The organism is Geminicoccaceae bacterium (assembly GCA_020638465.1).
Taxonomy (GTDB): Bacteria; Pseudomonadota; Alphaproteobacteria; order Geminicoccales; family Geminicoccaceae; genus JAGREO01.
The window spans coordinates 1,500,587-1,519,978 of the sequence record JACKIM010000002.1; the positions used below are offsets into that span (position 1 = coordinate 1,500,587).

Consider the following 19,392-nt stretch of genomic DNA (forward strand, 5'->3'; position numbering starts at 1 on the left):
GGAGTTTCAAATCCTTGCGTCAATATCGAAGGCGGTTTGAAGTGCGGTAATTGCATTGGCATGACGGCTGCGTTGCAGGCGATGCGCTAGTGGAATGATTCCAACATTTGGAACCCGCGATTTCGAGCAGCGATGATTTCGTTTGGGTCGGCGCGCCATGTGAATGGCTTTGCCTCGGTGTCGTTGTGCTCTGTTATGAAGCGCTGGATTGCGGCTTGCAGGTCGGCGACGGAACTGAAGGCCCCGTATTTCAGCCTGCGCTTTGTCAGCTTGGCGAAGAAGCCCTCGACGGCGTTCAACCATGACGCCGATGTTGGCGTGAAATGAAAGGTCCAGCGGGGGTGGCGTTCGAGCCAGCGCCTGACTTCTTGTGTCTTGTGCGACGAGACATTGTCGAGCACGACATGCACGGTCTTTCCGGTCGGGATTTCCTGTTCCAGCGTGTTCAGGAAGCGGAGGAACTCCTGGTGCCGGTGGCGCGCCATGTTCTGCCCGAACACCTCGCCGGTCAGCACATTCAGTGCGGCAAAGAGCGTGGTCGTGCCGTTGCGCTTGTACGGCCGGGATCCAATCATCAAGATCTACACCACCATCACCGACCGTTACGCGCCCCTGCATCAGACCGTCATCGCCGGCACCGCCAGCGAGGCCGTTCACACACTCGATGGCATTCTCGGCCATGATGCCCATGTCGATATCTCGGCCCTCCATGTCGATGGCGGTGGTGTTTCCGATATCGTCTTCGCTCTCATGCATCTGCTCGGAATCCGCTTCGAGCCTCGCATTCCCAGGCTGTCAGACCGCAAGCTCTATGCTTTCGAGCCAAGATCCCGATATGGGCGGCTGGCACCATTGTTCGGCCAACGGCTCGATCGCCAGATCATCCAGGCCGAATGGATGAATGTGCAACAACTCGTCGAGGCCTTGCGCAACCGGATCGTGACGCCATCGCTGATCCTCAGGAAACTCGCCGGCTTCCGGCTGCAGAACGGACTTGCCATGGCTCTTCGGGAAATCGGCCGGGTCTGCCGGACCTTGTTCACGCTACGCTGGTTCAACGAGCCCGCGCTACGCTCCCTGGTCAACGCCGAACTCAACAAGGGCGAGGCTCGCAACAGTCTGGCGCGTGCCGTCGCCTTCCATCGCCTCGGCCGGTTTCGGGAGAGAAATCATGAAAACCAGCAGATCCGCGCCGCATCGCTCACTCTCGTGACCGCCGCCATCGCCCTGTTCAACTGCCGCTATCTCGAACGCGCACTCGCTGCCATGCGGGCCGATGGCTTTCACGTCGACCCTCGACTCATCGTCCGCCTCTCACCGCTTGGGGGGGAGCACATCAACCTCGCCGGTGACTATATCTGGTCCGACAACCTGCCCCTCGACGACCTCGGCTTCCTGCCGCTCAGATTCCGCCACGCATGACCAATACTTTTCGTGTTACCGGGAATCCGTGTCCCAATTCTGCACTGTCGCGCGGACGAGGCCGTTGCGGGCGTTGACGAGCTCGGCCAGTTGCAGCTGCGTTGCGGTTCTGGCTGGCCTGACCGGTGGCTTGAGGACCGCCGCCATCCGGGCGAGCATGGCGGCATCGATCCGATCGGTCTTGGCGAGTGTGCCGGTGGCCTGGGCGAAGCGTCGCGCGCGTTCGGGGTTGAGCCTGACGCAGGGGTGACCGGCCAGTACCTGCTCGAGCGCGCGATGACAAGTCGCTGTCGCTTCATGGGCGATGCGCTCGATGGTCCATTGAGCGGCCCATGCGATCAGCGCCTTGTGACCCCTGGCGGTATTGGTGAACTGCCGGTCGATCCCGGCGGGATGGGCATGGCAATCGAGCGTCGCTTTGGAGATGTCGATGCCGATATTTTGTGGCTCCGGGGTCTGTGATAGAGATGCGCTCATCTTTTCCGCTGTCCTTTGCTTGTCATCCGGGCCTCAAAGCCCCGGTATCCGTTCAGGCCTGATGGAAAAGAAAGGGGCGATCCAACTCTAACCCGGTCCCCAAACGACCGGCTTTTCCGCGATCCGTCCCCTTCCGCCCGATCCGGCTCAAACGGATGGCAAAGTCATAAGACAAGCGTTTCCCGTTCAGGCGGAATAGCCTGAACGATCAGGAAATGCGTCGAAACAAACAGATAGAGCCAGTTTTCCGATTTCACCTAATCGGGAAACGCTCTAATCCTGTGGTTGCTGCCGTGTCCTCCCCACTCGGGCAATGTACCGACAACCGGATTTCCTCCGACTGGCAGTCACAGGAAACCCGTGAAGATCGGTATCTCGGTGGCAAAGACGTGTTCGAAGAGGGTGCCGGCGCCGAACGGCAGTCCCGGGGCGAAATCGTAGGTCACCCGGACATGGGCCACCGATTCCTCATCGCTGACCACGTCGACCGAAACGGAGCACCGGGCCGTCGAAAAGCCGGTATCGTCGAGCTTCTGCTCGATATGACCCTCGATCGAACTCTGATCCTTGAGTTCCTCGACCAGGACTTCGCGGACGGCCTCACGCATGGCCCTGTTCAGCGAATGCGTCTGGAACAGATAGAGAGAGAGGCCGAAAATGCCGAGGAGCACGGCCATGAACATGGGAGCGATCAACGCGAACTCGACCAGCGTGGCACCCCGCTCATCCGCGCGGAGCACCGGAGACCGGCGCCCCCTCATTGGATAAGACGTACCGCGATGTCGGCCTCGATGTCCTTGTAGCCATCGATAAGCACGCCGGCAAGCCGGTCGGACGCGCCGAAGCTCGCAAACGACTGGGCGGGCTCGCCATCGTCACAGGTCGCGGAGCATTGCGGCCATCTACCGTCCTCCCGCTGGGTCAGGGCAACCCTCGTGGCGCGTTCACCATAACCCTGCGATGTCCGGAAATCCGACGTCGCCCCGCCATTCCCGCTTTCGCTGTCCGTATCGCCGGCGGCCGTATCACCGCCCGACGTGTCATCCGAAGCGCTCTCGAAGGTCTCGACGCTCAGCGGACAGATGCAGACAAGCTCCGATTCGAAGGTGGCCGCATCGGTGCCGTAAGCCTGCTCGAAGATGGTCTGCACCCTGGCAAGCTTGGTGCCGCCATTGATGACATATTGTGCTGCCGCCCTCAGGGCCTCGCGCATGCGCTCCTGCGTGGAAATCACGATGTAGAACTGGGCAAGGATCAGGACGATCAGGGTGAACCCGGAAAAGAAGAAGGCGGCTTCGACAGCAGCAACGCCGCGACGGTCCGCCATGAGGCCGTCGGGAACGCCGTTCCGCAAGCGGCTCGTCCTGAACGTGAAACGGTCGAGATATGTCATCACGCCCACCATCAGTTGACGAAGCCGAAACCGGCCATCTTGTTCAGGCGAATGGCGCGGACACCGACCGAGTCGCAATTGTTCGCGGCCCCGGAATTGCCGATGAAGTCGAACTCGTAGGCGATCAGGTGCGTGCAGCCATTGGTGACACCCGTGCCGCCGGCCATGTCGAGGCGCCCGGTCGGCAGGTAGACAGCTCCTTGCAGGGACGTCCCGGCACCACCGCGAAAACGGTGGTTCTCGGTGTTGGCGGTACGGTCGCCGACGAATACCAGTCCGGCATAATCACCGCTGTTCTTGGCGGTCAGGCTCATGGTCGTGTTCGAGCCGATGTCGAGCCTGGCGCCATTGATCAGGAAGATGGTAACACCGGTTCCGGTGATCGACGTCTTACCGGTCGTGTACAGACGGCCCCCGTCGATGACGATGGTCGCACCATCGTCGATCTGGACATTGTCCTTCCATTCCATCGAATCGTATCGGCCGGAGGAAATCTGCGACTCGCGGCGGGAGCTCTGCAGGTTGTTGAATGGTGCCAGACCGAGATTGGGTGGCGTGATGTCGGCATAGGGATCATCGATTTCCGGGAGACCGGGCTCCAGGTTTGGACATTCCCCAAGTGTGTAATGACTGGTCGAGAGATAGGGCGAGCTGCCGGCCATGGAAATGCAGTCGGCCCGGATGAACGACGAGCCGGTAGCGGTGACGGATGTGGAACCGGTCGAATTGGAGTGAATGGAACATCCATTGGCGTCGACCGAGGCGCTGCCGCCTGCAGTGATTCCATCACCACCCGGGCCGAGCGCGAGGATGCAGATGAAGCGTTCCGGCAATATCCGGCCGGTGGCATTGGCGGCGATGTCCATGCCGCCATCGCTCACCAGAAGCCCCGAAAAATAGCGGGAGGCATGCCGGTGCGCCGTTACGGAAATCGCTTCGCTGTCCGCGAGTTCCACCAACGATACCTCGATCTCGCCAGCATCGACACCATTGAGCAGGGCCGCCGAATAGGCCGCCTGAATCGCCTTGTCCTCATCGCCGCTTTCCGCGAGTTCAACCGCGCCGGCATGCGTCGCGAGATCGACGGCGCGCTGCATGTCCGCCTGGACCTTGTACCAGTATCCCACCTCGGTGCCGAGCCCGAGCACTCCGACCAGAACGGGAAAGGCCAGGGCGACGATGACCGCGACGGCACCCTCGCGGTCACGGCGGAAATTCGATACGAATGAAGATATATGATGGACTGGCATCGCTTTATTCCGACTCAGTTGTAGACATTCTTGACTACAACAATGGATTGTCGGCGCGATCGATTAAGAAAAGGTGAACGACCGGGACATTTGCCGGGAATTTATCGAAAATCCATCCGATCCGGCCGCAGCCGGTCAGTCGTGAGCCGGGCGGGACGATTCGGCAAAGGCCCGCGTCTGCGCCTCGGTCGCCTCGGTCTGGTAGCGTTCCTTCCATGTATCATAGGGCATTCCGTAGATGGTCTCACGAACGGCAGCGTAGTCCAGCTCCACCCCCCGCTCCTCACCCGCCGCCCTGTACCATTTCGAGAGGCAGTTGCGGCAGAACCCGGCGAGGTTCATCAGGTCGATGTTCTGCACATCGGTACGTTCCCGAAGATGGGCAACCAGCCGACGGAACGCTGCCGCCTCAAGTTCGGTCCGGGTGGCCATGTCCAACGTCTCGATATCGTTGCGAGCGGTCATCATTTCACTCCTGTTGACAATTCTCAGGCGGGGACTCCTTCGAGCGACGCCTCAAGCAGCCAGTCGACCACCTCCAGTCGCGCCCGCGCCTCATCCGCGCCCCGTTCCAGCGCCGCATTATAGACGGCAATCTGATGATCGGCACTGGTTCCGCTGCGCAAGATCGCATCGACCTGTTCGAGTTCTCCATGGCAACCCAGACGGCTTGCATGAGGACGCAGCAGGTCCTTGAGTTCCTCCATCAGGTCCCCGAACGGCACGAGTTCGCGTCGCCCATAGTCGGCGAGCGTGCCGAACACGCCGTACCGCTGGGCACGCCACTTGTTCTCCTCGATCAGGATCTGGCGGTAGCGGCGCCATGTCCGGTTGCCCGCGCGCAGCTCGAAGAGAAAGGACAGCAACGACTGGTAGATCGCGACAATGGTGACGCAATCCTCCAGTCTCGTGCACATGTCGCAGATCCGCATCTCAAGGGTCGGCTGCTTGACGCTGGGCCGCATGTCCCACCAGATCTTGGTCGCATCGTTGACCACGCCGGTGCGCTCCATGATGTCCAGCATCTCCGTCCAGTCGCTGTAGCTGTCGAAGACGTCCGGCAGTCCCGTGCGCGGCAGGTCGCCGAAGATGGTCGGGCGGAAGGCCTTCATGCCGGTATCGTTACCCTCCCAGAACGGTGATGACGTGGAGAGGGCCAGCAGGTGCGGAAGGAAATAGGTAGCCTGATTCATGAGATCGATGCGCAGGTCGTCGTCGTCGATGCCGGCGTGGATATGCATGCCGCAGATGACAAGGCGCCGCGCGATGGCCTGGAAGTCCTCGCTGATCAGCCGGTAGCGGTCCAGATCGACGCTTTTCTGGTCGCGCCAGCTTGCGGACGGGTGGGTCGAAGCGGCGATCAGACCGAGACCATATTCCCGGGCGCAATCGGAGACGGTTCGCCGCAGCCCGGCCAGTTCCTTTCGGACCTGATCGACATTGCGGCACACCGAGGTACCGATTTCAACCTGCGCCTGCAGCATCTCATGCGTGACCTGATCTCCGAGCGCTTCCCGGCAACGATCCATGAAGCCCTCCGGCTGTTCCGTGGCAAGCTCCCTGGTCTCGAGATCGACGATCAGATATTCCTCCTCGACTCCGAGGGTGAGAAGAGGCTGGCGTGCCGCCATGATTTTCGCATCCCGGTAATTTCATCGTTGCTGACCGAATAGAGCGACTTCGGGCTCGAGTCATCAAGGCTCGGCTGCAGGACATCGCCCACGACCCCTGCCCAATGCCCGGCACCGCCCGGATCGGCAATCAGGTCGTTGCGGATTTCCAGCATCAGGTGGGGCAAGCCGGTCCGCTGACCATGAAAGGCCATGGTGAAACCCATTTCGTGCAGGCCCGAATAAGGCTGGTTGTCGCCGACGATCAGCTCCCCGCGGGCGTGCAGCCTTTCGAGCACGGGAGCGGAGAGTCTCGTGTCCCCCCGCCAGAGCACGCCGACATGCCACGGCCTGTCGAGACCGTTCATCCGCGGAGTGAAGCTGTGAACGGCGATCACGACGGGAACGATGCCCGCCCGGCGCATGGCCCCGACCCGCCGCGCCACGGTCCGGTGATAGGGCAGGAAATACTCGCGGATCCGCCGGGATACTTCCGGCGCGGACAGATTACCGTTGCCGGGAATGACGCAGCCGTCGCTCACGGGCGGAATCGAGGTAGGCGAACCGGGGCGGCGATTGGGGTCGATGACCAGCCGCGAACAGTGATCGAGGATGGCCGCGGCGCCGAAGCGGGCCGCGAGCCTGCGCGTCACGTCGGCAGCGCCGATGTCCCAGCCGATATGACGGCGGAGCTGCTCCTCGCCGATCCCCAGGAAGTGGATGCCGCCGGGCACCCGATGGCCGGCATGGTCGCACAGGAGCAATACCGGCGATGACTGCCGGCCCTCGATGATCTCGATTTCGGTCATGCCGGAAGTGATAGCGCCTTCGCGTCCGGCGTGGAAGCCGTCAGATCGGTGCAACGGCGGTTGACGATCGCCGATGTCATGCGACGGAGTGCCGATATCGCGCTTGATCGGCATTCATCGCGGCGCTAACCAGATCTTAACCTGCACGTGCTTTCATGGGGTTCTCCCGATCCGGAGTCGTCTTTTCATGCGCAAACGATCTTTCCTCAAGGGGATGATCCTAGCCACAGCCTGCCCTCTTCCCTTCGCTTCTCCTGCCCGGTCGGCCATGATGCCGACTGGCCAGGCCGACCGCATCGTGGTGTACAAGCGCAAGCGCCTGCTCGAACTGCTCAAGGGCGGGACCGTCGTGCGGACATTCCGCGTGGCGCTTGGCCGTCAACCGCGTGGTGACAAGCGCTATGAAGGCGACGGCCGCACGCCCGAGGGGCTCTACTGGCTCGACGAGTGGAAAGGCGACAGCCGCTTCTACAAGTCCATCCGCATCTCCTATCCCAATCGCGCCGACATTCAGGAAGCCCGCTCGCTGGGCCGGCCGGCCGGCGGCTCGATCATGCTGCACGGGCTTCCCGAGGAACTGCAGCATTGGGGTGCCGAACACTATCTGTTCAACTGGACCGAAGGGTGCATTGCGGTCACCAACGAGGAAATGGACGTGATCTGGAACAGTGTTCGTCCGGGCACACCCATCGAGATCCGACCCTGACACCATAATGCACTCTTCAACTGTCGGTACATGTCACTATAATTACTGCGCGCTCGACGGCCGATTGCCCGAAATGGCGGTCTCGTTCCGTCCTGGCTGCCGTTGGATGGCGCTTTTGGTCTGCCCGCGTGAAGGAGTTTAGAACGATGAGACTTTCATCACTTGCCATGGTTGCCGTTGCCGGCTCGGTCCTCGCCCTTGGAGGTTGCTCCAATCAGAGCGATATCGACCAGTTGCGTTCCGAAATCGCCAGTGTACGCGCGATCGCCGAGAGTGCCGACGCCAAGGCCACGGCTGCCCAGTCTGCCGCTTCCGAGGCTTCGGCTGCCGCAGCGGCTGCGGCCGAGGACGCGAACGTAGCCAGCGAAAAGGCCGACCGCATCTTCCGCGCGAATCTGCGCAAGTAGGTTCGTCCAACCGCTTTATCCGGCATGTTCGGGCACGGTCCGCGACATGCCGGAGGCGGTGTGCCCGGTTGGCCTGACGGAGATCATGGCCTGCAGGCATGCATATCCGGAAATAGCCTCAGATTTGATGTCATCCGGATCCGGCGGCCTTCCGCCGGTTTTGTGTTATCAGGAGATGACATGGTTTTTCGGTTCCTGGCCGTGAAGGAAAGACAATGATCGGTCGACTGTCCGGAAATGCCGGCTTGGGCTTTTTCCATCGCACCGGCCTCTCCCTGCTGTTGGCGCTATGGTTTTCACCGCCGGTTCTCGCCACGGTTGCAACGCCATCCGGCGACCTGCTGGGCAGCATCACCTATCAGGTCACCGACGACAAGACCGTGCTGGTCGAGGTCGCCCAAAAGAACGACCTGGGTATCCTCGCGATTTCCGCGGCCAATCCGGGTGTCGACATCTGGGTTCCCGGCGCGGAGCGGTTGATTGTTCTCCCGACCGCGCACATTCTGCCCGAAGTTGATCGTCGCGGGATTGTCATCAATCTCGCCGAATTGCGGCTGTATCTGTTCCGCGGGGATGTTGTGGAAACCCACGCGATCGGCGTGGGACGGGAAGGGTACGGGACGCCTGTGGGTACCACCCAGGTCGTGCGAAAGACCAAGGACCCGACGTGGCGACCGACCGCCGACACGCGTGCGGACCGTCCGGACCTGCCAGCCGTGGTTCCTCCCGGCCCGGACAACCCGCTGGGTCGCCACGCCATCTACCTTGGATGGCCCACCTACCTGATCCACGGAACCAACAAGCCCTTCGGCGTTGGGCGGCGGGTCAGTCGCGGATGCATCCGCATGTATCCCGAAGCCGTCGCTGATCTGTTCGGGAAGGTCGGTCCGAACACCAGGGTCCAGGTCATCAACGAACCGGTCAAGCTCGGCTGGTCCAGGGGTGAACTGTTCATCGAGGCCCATCCCGACATCGATCAGCTCGACGAGCTCGAAGCCACCTACAGCTTCAGCCTCAAGCCTCCTCCCGACATCCGCCAGCGGATCATCGCCAAGGCCGGCGATGCCGCAGCACGCATCGACTGGGACGTGGTCGAGGCCGAGCTCATGGAGCGGCGCGGCATACCGGCACAGATCACCCGTGGCAACACCAGGGTGGCCATCGACGATGGCGGCGAACGTCCGACAACGGCGGCCGTACCCGGCGCATTCACGGGACTGTACTGACAACGGGCGTAATGACGGCGGGCGCGTCCGCCGAGATCCATCCCGAAGCCGCACGGGGCTGGCCGCACGGGTCCGTCCATGCTAATCGGCCCGAATGAGGCGCAGCGCAGGCGGCCAGGCAAGGGAGGAACGGGAAATGTCGAGCTGGGTTTTCTACAACGGTGCGTGGCAGGACGGGACCACGCCCATCCTCTCGCCGATGGATCACGCCTTCTGGATGGCAAGCTCGGTGTTCGATGGCGCGCGCGCATTCGACCGCATGACTCCGGATCTGGATCTGCATTGCGAACGGGTCGTGCGCTCGGCACGCAGCCTGCTGCTCGAACCGGATATCGACGCCGGCGAAATTCTTGAAATCGCAAGAGATGGCGTGCGGAGATTTTCGCCTGACCGGGCTGTCTACATTCGCCCGATGTTCTTTGCCACGACAGGGTTCGTCATTCCGGATGCGAATTCCACGCGCTTTGCCATGGCCATTCACGAACTGCCGATGCCCGAGGAAAAAGGGATGTCGGTGTGCTTCTCGCCCTACCGCCGACCCGCGCGCGATGCTGCCCCCACCGACGCAAAATCGGGATGCCTCTATCCCAACATGCAGCGCGCCCTGAAAGACGCCAACGCCCGCGGGTTCCAGAACTGCATCACCTTCGATCCTTCGGGGAATGTCGCCGAACTGGCAACAGCCAATCTGTGGATCGCCCGCGACGGCGTCGCCATGACGCCGGTCTGCAACGGGACGTTCCTCAACGGCATCACCCGCCAGCGCGTGCTGAAACTGTTCCAGGATGCCGGCATTCCCGCCATGGAGACCACCCTCACCCGCAACGATATCAAAGCGGCAGATGAGATCTTCACCACGGGAAATTATGCAAAAGTACTACCAATTACCCGTATCGAATATCGCGATCTGCAGGCGGGTCCGATCTACCGCAAAGCCCGCGAACTCTACTGGGAATTTGCCGCGACGGCACCCATCTGAGTAGAAATTCCTCAGGAGTGAACCATCGCCTCGGCATAGAGATCTTCAAGCCGGGCACGGTCGATGGCTGCCGGTGCATTGTCCAGCAGGCGTCTTTGTGGCAGGGCACCCTTCACCAGTTGGGGAATGTCGGCCGGACTGTAGCCGATATCCGCCAATCCACCGGGAAGTCCCGCCAGCCTCATCATCGAGACGAGCCATCGGGCGACCCGTTCGCCGGGTGGAGCGCCGTCATCCGCCGCCCCCAGCCAGTCGGCCAGTTGCGCATGCCGCTCCGGAGCGCCCGCGCCGGTCAGGCGATAGACGGCAGGGGCGTTGAGGATGACGGACAGGCCATGAGGAATCAACGGCGGACCGGGTGGATAATCCGCGGGCCGGTAGTCGCGAACCAGGCCGGAGACGCTGTAGGACATGGCGTGAGGTACATGACAGCCGGAATTGCCAAAGGCGGTCCCGGCCATGGTCGATGCCCACATGAGCGCTTCCCTCGCCTCGTCGTCGGCGGGATCGAGCGCGGCACGACCGAAGTGGCAGGCGATGCCGCGGATGGCGATGGCGGCGATCTCGTCCGACCAGCGGTTGGCGCCCTGGGTCATCGGCCGGGCGCTTGCCGTTGCGGGTCTTTCCCGGGTTGATGCCGGTCTGCAGGTGTAGGCTTCCATCGCATGACACAAGGCATCGAGGGCCGTGGATGTCAGCGCCGTGCGCGGCAGGGTAACCGTGGCATCGGGGTCGACGATCGCATGATCGGGAAGCATTCGCCGCGACATTATTCCCGTCTTAGCCTTCATCGACAAAAGGTCGAATACCGCGATCCCGGTACATTCGCTGCCTGTACCGCAAGTCGTGGGACAGGCGATATGCGGCCGCAGCGGCCCGGGCGGCTGGATTCCCTTTCCTATGGGCGCATTGACATAGTCGAGGAACTCCGCCGGGTGTGTCGCATAGAGATTGGCGGCCTTGGCCGTATCCATCACCGATCCGCCACCAACGGAGACAATCCCTTCGGCACTACTGTCACCCAAAGCCCGGCTGGCAACCATCAACGACCGGTCGGTGGGTTCGACTTCGCAACCGGCATAGATCTCGACCTGAAGACCTGCCGCTGACAGGGAATGCCGGACCGTATCGACATGTGCACTCGCGGCCATATGCGGATCGGTCATCAACAGCACACGCGTGAGCCCGAACGACCGGGCAATATCGCCGGTCTCCACCAGCGCTCCACGACCGAAGGTAATCGGCGACTGACTGATATTGATAATTCGATCATGCTCCGACATGGCGTCCTTCCCCGTTTCACGGCCTTCATGAACCTCCAGCGGATACAGGCGCCGGAGCGGCCCCGCCTGGCAGACGGCACGATTCCGCCATTTCGGGCGGATACCGCCAAACGACAACCGTCCCAAGGGGCGGCGGGCTGTAGCATGCATGCATCGCACGGCACGCAAGACGGTGTCGAGAGGCCGATGACCGGACTGACGCGGTTCACCTCGCCCGCCAAGCGTCCTATGGTCCCCGCGGCAGTGGAATTGAGGGCGATGCATCCAACGCGGAACGAACGGACAGGACGCGACCCGTCATGAGGCCGGTCAACGTGGTCTCCAGCGCCGCGCGGCGCCTGCTCGATCGCATGGGCGACGACCAGATCCGCCTGTCCGTGCTCGCTCTCGCGGTCGGTGCCGCGGCCGGCTACGGATCGATCGCCTTTCGCCTGCTGATCGATGTCGTCACGCTGACGATCTACGGCGTGCGCGAGGAGCAGATGCCGATCGCGGCCGCCGGAATGGCTCCCCTGCTCCTGATCGCGATCACGACAACGGGCGGTCTCGCCCTCGGCATCGCCAGCCGTTTCCTGTTCGTCGACGGCCGGCCACAGGGTGTCGCGGATGTCATCGAAGCGAGTGCCCTGCGCAATGGACGGATGACCTGGCGCAGCATCTGGGCGGCCGCCACCTACAGCGTGTGCACGATCGGCATCGGCGGCTCGGTCGGCCGGGAGGGTCCGATCGTCCATCTGGGTGCCGGCCTCGCCTCGCAGGTCGGACATTGGCTTCATCTAAGCCCTTCGCTCGGCCGCACGCTGCTGGGATGCGGCGTCGCCGCCGCGGTGGCCGCCGCCTTCAACGCTCCGATTGCCGGCGTTTTCTTCGCGCTCGAGGTCGTGGTCGGCCATTACGGGCTGGGGGCATTCTCGCCGGTGGTGATATCGAGTCTGATCGGCACCATCGTGACCCGCCTGCACATCGGCGACAACCCGGCCTTCGATCTCGGAACCCAGCAGGTCCAGAGTTTCTGGGAAGTGCCGGCCTTCATTCTCCTGGGCGTGTTCAGCGCCATCACCGCAATCGTGCTGATGCGCGGCATGGGCTTCGTGCAGTCCGTCCACCAGCGGCTGGGCACACCCTTCTGGCTTCAGCCCGCCTGCGGCGGGTTGCTGCTGGGCCTCATCGCCCTCTACTATCCCGAAGTTCTGGGCATCGGCTACGTGATGACGAACCACGCGCTGTTCAACGAAACGCCGCTCAACCTGCTCATCGCCTTTGCCATCGCCAAGATCGTCGCCACCTCGCTCTGTCACGGCAGTCGCATGGGAGGCGGCATATTCTCGCCGAGCCTGGCCATCGGCGCACTGTCCGGCGGAGCCTTCGGCACGGTCGCAACGGCACTCGTTCCCTCTCTCGGCTCGCAACCTTCGGTCTACGCCGTCATCGGCATGGGGGCGGTCGCCGCCAGTACGCTCGGCGCGCCGATCTCCACCATCATCATGATCTTCGAGCTGACCACCGACTATGGCGTCACCTTCGCCCTGATGGCTTCGGTGTCGGTGGCCGCTCTCATCACCCGCCGGTTCTACGGAGACAGTTATTTCCACTGGCAACTCGCGCAACGCGATATCTCGGTCGATGGCCAGCACGAACTCGGACTCCTACGCGCCCGCCGGGTCGTGGCGGTAATGCGCGACGATCATGAACTGGTCGCCCGGACGGCCAGCCTGGATATCCTCAAGGCGCGCTTCCGGGCCAGCCATGCGCCAATCTTCGTGGTCGACGACGAGCACAAGCTGATGGGTTCCATCAGCTTCGAGGACCTCGCCGATGCCGCCTTCATGGACGATCCCGACCGGACGATCACCGCCGAGCGGCTCGTCCGCCGCAGCGATGTGGTGCTGACGCCCGACGACGATCTCGCGACTGCCCTGCGCCGTTGCCAGAGCCGGCACGAGCAGAACATTCCCGTCGTCCGGTCGCGCGATGATCCCGAAGTGGTCGGCGAGGTCCGTCTGACCGATCTCATCCGGGCCTACAACCAGGCGCTGCTGCTCGCCCGCGCCCAGGAACACGGGCGCGGGTGAAGCCGGTGCAGCCGGTCATCGCCACCGGTCTCACGCTCGTCTCTGGTCATGATGGTCGCGGTCGTATACTCATGAGGGACCCAAACGTTCCAGCTGAATGAATTCGAGGGATGATACCCCAGTCCAGCGGCGACGCCGCCTATCTCATGACCCTGAATGCCGAACAGCGGCAGGCCGTCACCGCCGATGACGGGCCGCTTCTCGTGCTCGCAGGAGCGGGTACCGGCAAGACACGCGTGCTGACGACAAGGCTCGGGCACCTCCTGATGACCGGCCGCGTGCGCCCGCACGAGGTGCTGGCGGTGACATTCACGAACAAGGCCGCACGGGAGATGGTCGAGCGGGTCAGCCACATGCTGGGCCGTTCGGTGGAGGGGCTGTGGCTCGGGACCTTCCATGCGATCGGCGTGCGCATGCTGCGGCGCCATGCCGAACTGCTGGGCCTTAAACCGTCGTTCAGCATCCTCGATACCGATGACCAGCTGCGCCTGGTCAAGCAGGTGTTGCAGGCAGCCAGTCTGGACGAGAAACGCTGGCCTGCCCGGGTGCTTCTCGGCATCATCCAGCGTTGGAAGGATCGCGGCTACCGGCCCGGGGAAGTCCCGGTCTCCGAGGTCGGCGACTTTGCACAAGGCCGCTCGGTACAACTCTACGAGACCTACCAGCAGCGCCTTCTCACACTGAACGCCTGTGATTTCGGCGACCTGCTGCTGCATGGCCTGACCTTGCTCAAGAACAATCCCGACGTGCTCGCGGACTACCAGAAGCGCTTCAGGGCCATTCTCGTCGACGAATATCAGGACACCAACATCGCCCAGTATCTCTGGCTACGGCTACTGGCGCAAAAGCACAGGAACATCACCTGTGTGGGCGATGACGACCAGTCGATCTACAGCTGGCGCGGTGCGGAAGTGGGTAACATCCTGCGTTTCGAGCAGGATTTCCCTGGTGCCGATATCATCCGCCTCGAGCGCAATTACCGCTCGACCGGTCATATCCTCGGCGCGGCCTCCGGCCTGATCGCGAAGAACCGCGCGAGACATGGCAAGACCCTTTGGACGGAGGACGACGAGGGCGAGCCCGTGCGCATCGCAGGGCTGTGGGACGATGAGGAGGAGGCACGCTATATCGGCGAGGAGGTCGAGGCGTGGCAGCGCAAGGGCGGACGGCTGGCCGATACGGCGGTGCTGGTGCGGGCCGGATTCCAGACCCGCAAGTTCGAGGATCGCTTCAACCAGATGGGCCTGCCCTATCGTGTCGTCGGTGGTCCGCGATTCTACGAACGGCTCGAAATCCGTGACGCCATCGCCTACATGCGGCTGATAGCCCAGAGTGACGACGATCTCGCCTTCGAGCGCATCATCAACACACCGCGCCGGGGTATCGGCGAGGCCGCCATGCGCACGCTGCATGCGACGGCACGAGCCGCGGACATCCCGCTGTTCGAGGCGGCACGCAGTCTTGCCGCCACCGATGACCTGGCGACCCGCACCCGGAACGCGCTGCAATCGTTCCTGACTGCGGTCGACCGCTGGCGGGCCGATCTTGATAGGCTGGAACCGCGCGAACTGGTGGAAGCGGTCCTGGACGAGTCGGGCTATACCGCCATGTGGCAGGCCGACAAGACCCCCGAAGCGCCGGGCCGGCTGGACAACCTGAAGGAACTGGTGAAGGCCATCGAGGAGTTCGATACCCTGCGCGCCTTCCTCGAACATGTGAGCCTGGTGATGGACACGGTGGGCGATCCCGACGCCGACATGGTCACGATCATGACGCTGCACGGCGCGAAGGGGCTGGAATTTGCCAATGTGTTCCTTGCGGGCTGGGAGGAGGGGCTGTTCCCCAACCAGCGTTCACTGGATGAAGGCGGCAGTACCGCGCTCGAGGAGGAACGTCGGCTCGCCTATGTCGGCATCACGCGGGCCCGCCAGCGTTGCACCATCAGCTTTGCCGCCAATCGCCAGGTCTACAATCAGTGGTCGACCAGCACGCCATCCCGGTTCGTCGAGGAGTTACCGGCCGAGCATGTCGAGCATCTCCATCGCAATCCGGCCATGCGACCGGACCGTGAGGCGCTTTTCGACGACGCCATGTTCGAGCCGCAGGTTGCCCGATATCGCAGCCGCAAGGCCGCACTGGCGAAAGTCATCGACGGGCGGGCGGAAACCCTTTCCGTACGCCCTGCCGTGAAAGCCGGGCGTTTCAAGGTCGGTGACCGCATCTTTCACGACAAGTTCGGTTATGGGCAGGTCGAGGCCATCGAGGGCAACAAGCTCGAAATCGCCTTCGAGAAGGCGGGTTCGAAAAAGGTGATAGACAGCTTCGTGCAGGCAGCATGACGACCAACCGCAAGAACGGCAGGACTCCGCAGGGCCTGTGGCGGGCGACTTTCAAGCTCGGCGACGCTCCGGCACTCGACATGCTCGATTCACTGGAGGAACTGGCATTGTCGGCCTCCATCATGGAGACTGAAGCCGATGAGAACGAGCAGACCATCGCATGGAATGTCGACCTCCTGTTCGAGGACAAGCCGGACGCAAACACGCTTTCTGCTGCAATTGGCGATATCCTCCAGCCGCACGATCTCGACGTTCCGGAACTGAAATTCAGCTTTCTCGCCCATGAGGACTGGCTGGCCAAGGCCAGCATGCCGCGCTCGACGCTCGAACTCGGGCGCTTCGTCATCCACGGCCATGGACGTGGGGCAGATGTTCCGCGGAACAAGACCGGCATCCTGCTCGAACCCGGCATGGCGTTCGGCTCGGGCGAGCATGGCAGTACGTCCGGCTGCCTGCTGGCGTTTGAAGACCTGCTCACCCGACACAGACCGGAGCACGTTCTCGACATGGGATGCGGCTCGGCGATCCTCGCCATCGCTGCCGCCCGCTCGCTCCCGGCGCGGCGCGGCGAAGCGATCGTCGCCAGCGACAACGATCCGATCGCCGTACGAGTGGCTGCCGAGAATGCTTGCCAGAATGCCGTCGGACACCGCATCCGAACCGTGCTCGCCGATGGGTACGATAGTGCCCTGATCCATCGCTCGGCCCCCTATGACCTGGTCTTCGCCAATATTCTCGCGGACCCGCTATGCGCCATGGCACCCGGCCTGCGACGGCATCTGGCCCGTGGCGGACACGCCATTCTTGCGGGCCTGCTCGACCGGCAGGCCGATACCGTGATCGAGGCCCATGTGCGGACGGGGCTTCAACTGGTGGGCAGACTTGATCTGTCCCCATGGACGACGCTGATCCTGCGTCGCCCCGGTCCCGTCACCAGTCGTCAGACCTGACGACATTCGACATATCCAGATGTTCGCCAGCTGATTCAAGGTGTCGAAATTCCGACACTTTGAAAACCCGAGCGCATCTGCATTCCGAAAGTGTCGGTCCACATTCCAGAGATTTTCACTCCACATGTAAAACAGTGCCAGATCTATCACTTTTAGAGAGAGAGGCTCTGTTGATTTTTGAGTTCCCATAAATGTAAACAAAAAAGCTCCAAGTAGAATATGGAGCTTACTGAGCGAAAATTAACTTCCTACTGTTAACTTATAATTGAATAATCAAGTGTCGATGCAATTGATTGTTGACGATTCGCGGCATTCGAAAGAATGTAAAAAATATCGACACCGCAAACGGTTCAAGGGAAACGCAGTATGTCGGCGGCACAAGAGGCCAACCGCACGAACAACGAGATCGACCGGAGCCTCGATAACGTCCTCGAGCTCGCCCGCACGCATCGGGACCGCGGCGGCGACCCGGTCATCGACTATGTCGCCGTATGGATGGCTCTCGAAGTCTTTCATGACAATTGCCGCCTGACGGAAGAGGGCTGGAGCTTCCTCACCGAGCATCTGCAGCGGCCGATCGAACTCAGGCTCATGGAACGCAAGCCCGCAACCTACGCAGGTGCGCTCAAGGCGCTCAATCTCGCAAGCTACATCATGGAAAACCTGGAGCAGTCGGAAGGCCCCGAAAGCGACGGAGCCTGGTATCGCCGCCTGCGCCTGCATCTGGTCAAGTCGGCGCGTGACCTGTTGCGCGACCGGCTGGAGGCAAACGAACCCCGACGGGGCCGTGGATCTGTTGAGGAGTAGGACAATGAAGAACGGAAACGGCAAGGACATGACGGCATCCGGTGCGCCCTGGCAGATTGCTGCCCGGCTGGAAGACGATGCGCTGACCCCAGTCATCGAACGGGGATCCCAGGTCGTGATCGACTGCAGCGACCGGACCCTCGTGGACGGCGGAATCTACGCCATCCGCGAAGGTGACCAATTGAAGATCTGGTTGTTCCACGAAGGTTTTGCCGGACTCGGCACCGTGATCTCCGGCCGCAAGGTCGGCACGTTGTCCAGCGTGGCCGGCACCTTCCGTTGCCGCGGCCCGATCCAGCTCGACAAGCTGCTGGTCGTGGGACGGGTGCTGGACATGCCGCAGGGGGGATACGCAGCCGGCAGCATGGCCGCACTGCGGGCCGAACGGATCGCGCTGGTCAACGCCCTTGAGGATGCGCGCGCGTCCCTGCGCCGGATATCGGGCACGACCCCGGCCGTGGACTTCAACGACCCGAATGGCGCGGTCACTTCGATCTCGAAGGTGACTCGTCGATACGAGGAAGCGATGCAGGACGAGGATTTCTCCCGTCGCTTTGCCCTTGAGCAGAAAATGGATGCCATCGGCTCGCGGCTGATGCATATCGAGGAGCGCATCGCCGATACCGAGGTCGACGACGTCGATGGTGCCTACACCAAGCTTCAGGTGTTGTGGGACCTGCACTACGCCCCCTTCCCCAACCTTCAAGGCGACCTTGGCGCGCGCTTCATTTCAAGCGCCCTGCGGGCCTTGGGCAAGACCGGTCGCGTCTATGCTCCACGGGAGGAAGAACCGGTCGTGATGCAGGCACAGGGCGGCACCCGGCCGATCCAGCTGGTCACCTCGCCGCGCAACCGCTGACAGCCCGTCGAAAAAAGAACGCGGGACTGCCCTGTTTCCCGGCTTTGATCGGTTGCGCAGTCCCGCAGCTTTGACTATAACCCGCTCCGGCCCCGCATGCCTGCATGCGGGTGTTTTTTGCTATTGGAGTTTTCCGGCATGACGAAGTTGAAGACCCGGCGGAGCGCCGCCAAGCGGTTCTCTTTCACCGGTACCGGCAAGATCAAGCGTCGTCGTGCCGGTCACAGGCATAACATGACCGCGCAGCCGAAGAAGGCCAAGACTTTGGCACGCAAGTCCGCAATCGTGCGTCCCGGCGATTCCGTGCTCGTGCGGGTAATGATGCCTTACGGCGGCTGAAGCCGTCGCCTGCTGATTGGTATGAGTGGCTTGTGACGGCCGCGGGGTTTAGAGCCTGCCCGGTTCCAGTGACCGGGCCGGTGACGTGAAGGACGGTTGGAGATGGCAAGAGTGAAGCGCGGCGTGACTTCTCACGCCAAGCACAAGAAAGTTATTGCACTGGCAAAGGGTTATACCGGCCGCCGCAAGAACTGCATCAAGACGGCACGTCAGGCGGTGGAGAAGGCCGGGCAGTACGCTTATCGCGACCGCCGCAACCGCAAGCGTGATTTTCGCGGCCTGTGGATCCAGCGAATCAATGCCGCGGCACGGATCAGCGGCATGACTTACAGCCAGTTCATGCATGGCTTGAAGGTCGCCGGGATCGAGCTTGATCGAAAGGTCCTTGCCGATATCGCCATCCATGATGCAGCGGGTTTTGCGGGCTTCGTCCAGAAAGCCGAGGCCGCTCTCCAGGCTTGAGC

At 62.4% G+C, this 19,392-nt stretch carries 18 protein-coding genes and 3 pseudogenes; 12 read left to right on the forward strand and 9 right to left on the reverse strand.

All coding sequences use genetic code 11. The features are described from left to right. Positions 1–86: 86 nt before the first annotated feature. Positions 87–557, reverse strand: a pseudogene (locus H6851_17225) (IS630 family transposase). Here H6851_17225 and H6851_17230 point away from each other — a divergent pair. Further along, positions 556–1,422: pseudogene (locus H6851_17230) on the forward strand (Tn3 family transposase). The pseudogenes H6851_17225 and H6851_17230 overlap by 2 nt on opposite strands. Before the next feature lie 51 nt (positions 1,423–1,473). On the opposite strand, the pseudogene H6851_17235 reads toward H6851_17230, so the two are convergent. The 7 genes and pseudogenes from H6851_17235 to H6851_17265 form a co-directional block, all read right to left on the reverse strand. Then, positions 1,474–1,899, reverse strand: a pseudogene (locus H6851_17235) (transposase). Between the two features lie 347 nt (positions 1,900–2,246). Beyond that, positions 2,247–2,639, reverse strand: coding sequence for a pilus assembly protein (locus H6851_17240; GenBank protein ID MCB9945349.1), 393 nt, complete (start codon positions 2,637–2,639; stop codon positions 2,247–2,249). 17 nt (positions 2,640–2,656) lie between these two features. Next, positions 2,657–3,295, reverse strand: coding sequence for a pilus assembly protein (locus H6851_17245; protein ID MCB9945350.1), 639 nt, complete (start codon positions 3,293–3,295; stop codon positions 2,657–2,659). 8 nt (positions 3,296–3,303) lie between these two features. After that, a complete protein-coding gene (locus H6851_17250) occupies positions 3,304–4,542 on the reverse strand; it encodes a pilus assembly protein (protein ID MCB9945351.1) in 1,239 nt (412 codons plus the stop codon). A gap of 135 nt (positions 4,543–4,677) precedes the next feature. Continuing rightward, on the reverse strand, positions 4,678–5,007 hold the full coding sequence (locus H6851_17255) for a DUF1244 domain-containing protein (GenBank protein MCB9945352.1): 330 nt from the start codon (positions 5,005–5,007) through the stop codon (positions 4,678–4,680). A 23-nt stretch (positions 5,008–5,030) separates the two neighbouring features. Further along, positions 5,031–6,173: a carboxylate-amine ligase gene (locus H6851_17260; GenBank protein MCB9945353.1), complete on the reverse strand. Its 1,143-nt coding sequence runs from the start codon at positions 6,171–6,173 to the stop codon at positions 5,031–5,033. Continuing rightward, on the reverse strand, positions 6,122–7,075 hold the full coding sequence (locus H6851_17265; GenBank protein MCB9945354.1) for an N-formylglutamate amidohydrolase: 954 nt from the start codon (positions 7,073–7,075) through the stop codon (positions 6,122–6,124). The genes H6851_17260 and H6851_17265 overlap by 52 nt, the downstream gene beginning before the upstream one ends. Before the next feature lie 73 nt (positions 7,076–7,148). Here H6851_17265 and H6851_17270 point away from each other — a divergent pair, with 73 nt between their 5' ends. The 4 genes from H6851_17270 to H6851_17285 all read left to right on the forward strand — a co-directional run bounded on the left by H6851_17270 (position 7,149) and on the right by H6851_17285 (position 10,279). Then, positions 7,149–7,667, forward strand: coding sequence for a L,D-transpeptidase family protein (locus H6851_17270; protein MCB9945355.1), 519 nt, complete (start codon positions 7,149–7,151; stop codon positions 7,665–7,667). Between the two features lie 146 nt (positions 7,668–7,813). After that, positions 7,814–8,074 (forward strand): hypothetical protein, encoded by a 261-nt coding sequence (locus tag H6851_17275; protein ID MCB9945356.1) that lies wholly within the window; start codon positions 7,814–7,816, stop codon positions 8,072–8,074. Positions 8,075–8,289: 215 nt separating this feature from the next. Then, positions 8,290–9,300, forward strand: a complete 1,011-nt coding sequence (locus tag H6851_17280) for a L,D-transpeptidase family protein (protein ID MCB9945357.1) — start codon at positions 8,290–8,292, stop codon at positions 9,298–9,300. A gap of 136 nt (positions 9,301–9,436) precedes the next feature. Next, on the forward strand, positions 9,437–10,279 hold the full coding sequence (locus tag H6851_17285) for a branched-chain amino acid aminotransferase (GenBank protein MCB9945358.1): 843 nt from the start codon (positions 9,437–9,439) through the stop codon (positions 10,277–10,279). Between the two features lie 11 nt (positions 10,280–10,290). Here the strand turns inward: H6851_17285 and H6851_17290 are convergent, their stop codons facing one another. Beyond that, positions 10,291–11,562 carry an iron-containing alcohol dehydrogenase gene (locus H6851_17290; protein MCB9945359.1) on the reverse strand — a complete coding sequence of 424 codons (1,272 nt, stop codon included), beginning with the start codon at positions 11,560–11,562 and terminating at the stop codon, positions 10,291–10,293. A 299-nt stretch (positions 11,563–11,861) separates the two neighbouring features. On the opposite strand from H6851_17290, the gene H6851_17295 reads away from it, so the two are divergent. From H6851_17295 to rplT, 7 genes are all read left to right on the forward strand, one after another. Next, a complete protein-coding gene (locus tag H6851_17295) occupies positions 11,862–13,634 on the forward strand; it encodes a chloride channel protein (protein MCB9945360.1) in 1,773 nt (590 codons plus the stop codon). Between the two features lie 110 nt (positions 13,635–13,744). Further along, a complete protein-coding gene (locus H6851_17300; GenBank protein ID MCB9945361.1) occupies positions 13,745–15,973 on the forward strand; it encodes a UvrD-helicase domain-containing protein in 2,229 nt (742 codons plus the stop codon). Beyond that, on the forward strand, positions 15,970–16,923 hold the full coding sequence (locus H6851_17305) for a 50S ribosomal protein L11 methyltransferase (GenBank protein ID MCB9945362.1): 954 nt from the start codon (positions 15,970–15,972) through the stop codon (positions 16,921–16,923). The genes H6851_17300 and H6851_17305 overlap by 4 nt, the downstream gene beginning before the upstream one ends. 366 nt (positions 16,924–17,289) lie before the next feature. After that, on the forward strand, positions 17,290–17,730 hold the full coding sequence (locus H6851_17310; GenBank protein ID MCB9945363.1) for a hypothetical protein: 441 nt from the start codon (positions 17,290–17,292) through the stop codon (positions 17,728–17,730). A gap of 4 nt (positions 17,731–17,734) precedes the next feature. Then, entirely contained in the window at positions 17,735–18,589 is an 855-nt protein-coding gene (locus H6851_17315) for a hypothetical protein (GenBank protein MCB9945364.1), read from the forward strand. Positions 18,590–18,727: 138 nt separating this feature from the next. Then, positions 18,728–18,928 carry a 50S ribosomal protein L35 gene (rpmI, locus tag H6851_17320; GenBank protein MCB9945365.1) on the forward strand — a complete coding sequence of 67 codons (201 nt, stop codon included), beginning with the start codon at positions 18,728–18,730 and terminating at the stop codon, positions 18,926–18,928. Positions 18,929–19,030: 102 nt separating this feature from the next. Further along, positions 19,031–19,390, forward strand: coding sequence for a 50S ribosomal protein L20 (rplT, locus tag H6851_17325; GenBank protein ID MCB9945366.1), 360 nt, complete (start codon positions 19,031–19,033; stop codon positions 19,388–19,390). Positions 19,391–19,392 lie beyond the last annotated feature (2 nt).